The sequence below is a fragment of the Acidiphilium sp. genome, assembly GCF_049977125.1.
In the GTDB taxonomy this organism is placed as follows: domain Bacteria; phylum Pseudomonadota; class Alphaproteobacteria; order Acetobacterales; family Acetobacteraceae; genus Acidiphilium.
Window position 1 is genome coordinate 1 of sequence record NZ_JBMFGY010000172.1, and the last position, 5,150, is coordinate 5,150.

Here is a 5,150-nt window from a genome sequence, read left to right on the forward strand (position 1 = left end):
CTGCCCTGAGACTCAGGAGGGTGATGCAGATGAAAATTCTCGAAATTCGACAGGCGACCATGTCTCCCGAAATCGGAGTGCCGGCTCTCGGACGACTGCCGAATGTGGATTTTCAGGCGGCGATGCGGGTGGCAGCGCCGGGCGTTTGGTCGTTGGTCAGGTTGATGCTCGCTGCCGGCCGACTAAACCGTGGGCCCGGCGGTCTCTCGCCAGCGGAGTATTTCTGCCATCGGCTCTGGGATCCGCGGTTCGGACGGGGTGACCTTCAGCGTTTCGTTGGGCTATCCGGCCAGGGACGCATTCATGCAGCCTGCTGCGATATCGCGTGGAAGGCGATCGCCGACGACAAGATCGTCTCCACGGCGATGCTCGAAGCCGCGGACGTGCAAGCGCTGCCCGAAAACCTTGCCATCGTACATCCGCACCGCTGGCTGGATGGCGTGTATGCGATCCGGTCGTCCGAAGATCTCCGCCAATTGCTCCGCTCGCCCGTCTCGTATCCGCTGGTAGCCAAGCCCATCGACGGTGTTTTCAGCGTGGGTGTGATCAACGCGGTATCTGTCGATCCTGCGGCGGACATGATGCAGTCGGTGAACGGCGCAACATCGGCGGTTTCCGAGGTTGCTGAGCGGATCATGGCGCATCCGGGGGGGTATCTGATCCAACGGGCGCTGCAACCAGACATTTCGATCGCCTCGATGTCCGGCGGCCGACTTTGCAGCGTCCGTGTGCTCGTGCTGCTGACCGGGGCCGGTCCGGTCATCCACCGCGCCGCGCTCAAGATCCCGCTCTCCGGCAATGTCGCGGACAATTACTGGCGGCCGGGTAACCGGCTGGGTGCGATCGAGTTGGCGTCAGGGCAGGTGATCCGGGTCGTCACGGGGACCACGCAATCTCTCCGCCGGGATCCGGTTCATCCCGAAACCGGCGCGCGGATCGAGGGCGTGACGATCCCGGAGTGGTCCAGGTTATGCGATCTCGTCTCGAGGGTGGCACCGTTGTTTCCAGGTATTCGGACCCAGTCCTGGGACGTTGCCCTGACCGATCGGGGGCCAGTGTTGCTCGAGATCAACTGGGGCGGTGATCTGCACCTGCATCAGTTTGCCCACGGCGAGGGAATTCTTGACCCGATTTTCTGTGACCATCTCCGTGAATGCGGGTATCGTGGGACGCTGCCGGCGCGGGAGTAAAATCGTCAGATGCTGTTCGTGGCACCGAAAGGGCAAGTAGAGCCGGCGATACCGCTGACGGCGGAGGAGGAGCGTCTCCTGCGCCGCGCATTCGGTCGCTATGCCGACCCCACGGCCCGCCCGGCGGCTTCCAGCGTGGTCCGCCGCTGGCAGCTGGATGGTTCCGGTCACTGGATCCTCTGCGATTGTGTCGGCCCGCTCATCGAGGGCACTAATCCCCCGGCGCTGGTGCCGGTGGCGGAGACGCATCTACGGCGGCACGTCCATGGCGCATGGCCGGCCCATGCGGCCGATTGCGATTTCTTCCGCGATCCGGAGGAACAGCAGGATCTGACTGCGAGCTATCGCCGCGTGGATCGGGAGCGACCCGTAATCCGCGGGTTTGGCAGCGACGATCGACCTATCCGTGCCGTGACATCAGGTTTCAGTCATGCCGAGGAGCGTCCACCGCTGGCTCGCCTGTTGATGCGTCTGATGGACGATGCGGGTTTGACCAGGATTCCCCCGTCACGACTCCCGATCGGTGTCCCGGACCAGTATCGCCAGCTGCGTGATGCCGCGCGAAAGACGGTTCTCGCGGGCAAGGTGCGGGTTGGATCCTGGCTCGAGACGTTCGTGCCGCATTACAAGGATTTCTGCGGGCGCATCGAGACGGTTGCCCCGGAGAAATTTCCGGGCTCGCGGCCGCATGGTCTGTTGATCGGCATCGCGCAGACTGTGAGCGAGGGCATTGTCACCTTTCGAGGCGACGTGAGCATCGATGTGATGGGGCGGATTGCCGTGTTCGGCGAGCGGGAAGGGCATGGGCGGTTTCAGAGCGAAGACGAGCGACGTCCGCCGTATCTCGTGGCGGGGTTGGTGGCACGCCCCGCACCGGACGCGCCGGCGGGACTGCTGCGGATCTATGCCCATCCAGTTCTGTCGGCGGGCCGGCTGCTGCTCGTGGACAGCGATTATGAACGCCGCACGGCCCGTCGTCTGATGTCGGCCCAGATCTGGTTACTCAAGGCGCGCAACATCCTCATGACCATCAGCAAGCCGCAGTTCGATATCGGCGGATCAGCGGCAACCGATGGGGAAGCTGCGGAAGTCGACGCGAGGGAAGTCGATATTCCAGCGGGCCCGCCGCTGATCCCTGATTTCGTGGTGAAGGCGCGGAAGGCGAACGGGGTCACCGCGACGGTCATTGTCGAGACCATGGGTTATGACGATCATCGCTATGTCGAACGAAAATCCCGTCTTCACCCGCTGATGCGAGCGGCGCTGGGCGACGCGCCGCTCGTCATTCACCAGTGTCACCGCGGTACGGGCGATCCGGATGATGTTGATCGGGAACTGGGCAGGCAGGTCCTGCGAGCGATTTTCGATCAACTCGACTGATATTTGCCGATCGCCGGTTGTCCGATCTCCTCAATATCACAGTATCGTGATACGCCGGGGACGCCGTATCGCTGCCCGTTTGCATCACGCGCGGGGAGACTGGAGGCATCCGAAGGAGGATTTGAGGATGCAGATGCGACGAGCAATGGGACTGATTGTGACGACGGCGCTGACCGGCACCCCGTGGATCGCGATGGCGACGACGGGGTCGCATTGTGCCGTCCTGCCATCGCAGATCGCGAATCCGGGAAAGGGGAGGGGGGTTGGCACCCTGGGTGAGATGGCGCTTCCGAAGCCAGTCCTGCCGCCGGGCAACACGCCCCACGCCCTGCTCTCGCCCGCAACTCTCGCGACTGCCGCGGCCCGGGGAAACGCGAGCATGGTGGATGGTGCCGCTCCTCCTTCCCTGACCGCGCCACCGTCCGCGCCCTTACCCCAGACGACGCTGCCGTCCGCCCCGGTGCCCCCGACTACGATATCGCCCGCTCAGATCAAGAAGTCGCCAGTGACGGTGCCCGCCGGTGCGGCCACCCGCGCGGGTCATGACTTCGAGGGTCCGGCGACGCTGCCGTTGAAGCCGATCGACGCCGCTGCGATCGCGGCGTCGCCTGTCCTGACCCGGCTCGCGTCGCATGGTGCGACGCTTTATGAGTTGGGGACCCGGCACGGGATGCGGGGGGTGTTCGCGCGGAATGGTCGGTATTTCCAGGTCTTCTATGTCACGCCTGACGGCAAGGCGGCGATCGCCGGCATGATGTGGAATGCAGCGGGTCGAAATGTCACGCTGCGGCAGGTTCGCCGGGTTCCCGATCTCGTACCACAGGTAAGGATCGGGGATGTCGGCAGCGATAAGGTGACACGTCATGTCGCCTATCGCGTCGGGCCGGCATCGACCGGGCAAACTGAACCGCCCGGGCAGACTACGCCGGCGTCACTACCGGGTGGCCTGCCCAAGGGCACACTGTTCCAGGCTCTGGCGATGTCCGATCATGGGACGATCGGGCAGGCCAGAGCACCGCGGGTCTGGATGCTGATGGATCCCCTCTGTTCCTATTCGATTGCGGCGATGCGCCGGCTGATGCCCGAGGTGGAGGCCGGCAAGCTGCGGGTCTCGGTGGTGCCGCTGTCGATCCTCGATTACGAGGATCACGGCATGAGCACGCCGGAGGCGAAGATCATGCTGAGCCAGCCGGCACGGCAGATGGCGGCTGACTGGATCGACCGGGGATTAGCCGGGGAGCAGGCTTCGCCCGGGGCGTCGGCGAAGCTCGCCTACAATATGTCGCTGGCGCGGGCGATCGACCTCAAGGGGACGCCGACCCTTTTGTGGCACGAGGCGAACGGAAGCGTGGGACGCAGCAACGGCTTACCGTCGCACCTGACCGACTTCATTGCTTCGATCCGGAAGCCCTCCTGATGAAGTCGCGTCGGACTGGCAAGTCTCGTGGGTCGGGCAAGCGGGCAGCGACTGTCAGCGGGCAGATGGAATTGCCGGGGATCAGCGATCCGCCGCGCGGGCGTCGTCTGAAGGCCCCCTCGGAAATCAGCGGATTTGGGCTGGCTACGACGCCGTCCGAGGCGGTGCCGGGGGAACCGCCGGGCGATCGTCACGCCTCGACGCCCAAGTCCCGGACATAGGTATTCGGCAGGATGGATATCTTGATCTGGCGGAAAGACGGAGAGTGGGATGGCGTATAGTGGCAACGGCCGTGATGACGGTGATGAACGTGATGACGATCGGGACGGAGAGCCGAATGAGGCGCAGAGTTTATTCCGGCGCGGCGCGCGGTTCCTCACCGGCCCTGGTGGGGTGTTTCCGAACCGCGAAATCCGCAAGGGCTGGAAGACGATCGGCGCGCTGCGTAAGGACATCAGGGTCAGGCGGGTGCAGCGGCGGAAGATCCGTCTGCGGGAGGACGGGACATTCGACCTCGAAGCGATGGCGTTCGATGCCGGGGTGAAAATCTACGAGATCGAGCGGCGCATGGCGAACCGTCAGATCCTGACCGCGCGCAACACGAAGATTTATCTTGGCCTGGGTTCGGGGCTTCTGGTGTTCTGGGCCTACGAGGTGATCAGCGGTGGCCCGATGATGGCGTCGATGATCCGGATGGCCGCGTTTCTGGCGGTGATCCTATGCCTCTACGTGGCGGCGTTCGCCAATGCCTTCAACAACTGGCAGATCCGGGTTCATCGGCTGGGATCGGTCGATGAATTCATCCGTCTCGAGGGCAGCTGGTGGCCGCACGAGGGATAGGCGGCCGCTGTCGATCGTAGAATTTCAATCGTCCCCGACAGCTTGGTCCAGGTCGAGCGTGCCCTGACTGTGGGCCTGTTCGATCCGCTGGCACGCGATATCGAAATATCGTGGATCGATTTCTATACCGATGAAGCGACGACCGATTATGGCGCAGGCGACGCCGGTGGTTCCTGAACCGAGGAAGGGATCGCATACGGTCTCGCCGGGATCGGAAGTCCAGTCGACCAGCCAGTCGAAATGCCGCTGAGCGCGGCTGCACGGATGGCCGTTGGGCGGCCGATGGACCGGCTGGACGAGGGGCCCGCGTCCGGGCACGAGGT

Annotated in this window: 5 protein-coding genes; 4 read left to right on the forward strand and 1 reads right to left on the reverse strand. The window is 64.2% G+C overall.

The features are described 5' to 3' along the window. Window positions 1–29: 29 nt before the first annotated feature. The 4 genes from ACP5E6_RS15945 (at window position 30) to ACP5E6_RS15960 (ending at window position 4,827) form a co-directional block, all read left to right on the forward strand. Complete coding sequence (locus ACP5E6_RS15945; protein WP_427955722.1) at window positions 30–1,190, forward strand: sugar-transfer associated ATP-grasp domain-containing protein; 1,161 nt, start codon at window positions 30–32, stop codon at window positions 1,188–1,190. A gap of 9 nt (window positions 1,191–1,199) precedes the next feature. Continuing rightward, on the forward strand, window positions 1,200–2,570 hold the full coding sequence (locus tag ACP5E6_RS15950) for a hypothetical protein (protein ID WP_427955724.1): 1,371 nt from the start codon (window positions 1,200–1,202) through the stop codon (window positions 2,568–2,570). Window positions 2,571–2,715: 145 nt separating this feature from the next. Further along, window positions 2,716–3,987: a hypothetical protein gene (locus ACP5E6_RS15955; RefSeq protein ID WP_427955726.1), complete on the forward strand. Its 1,272-nt coding sequence runs from the start codon at window positions 2,716–2,718 to the stop codon at window positions 3,985–3,987. A 270-nt stretch (window positions 3,988–4,257) separates the two neighbouring features. Further along, window positions 4,258–4,827: a hypothetical protein gene (locus ACP5E6_RS15960; RefSeq protein ID WP_427955728.1), complete on the forward strand. Its 570-nt coding sequence runs from the start codon at window positions 4,258–4,260 to the stop codon at window positions 4,825–4,827. Between the two features lie 24 nt (window positions 4,828–4,851). Here the strand turns inward: ACP5E6_RS15960 and ACP5E6_RS15965 are convergent. Beyond that, window positions 4,852–5,150, reverse strand: a 299-nt coding sequence (locus ACP5E6_RS15965; RefSeq protein ID WP_427955730.1) for a DNA methyltransferase, incomplete at its 5' end; no start/stop codon positions are given.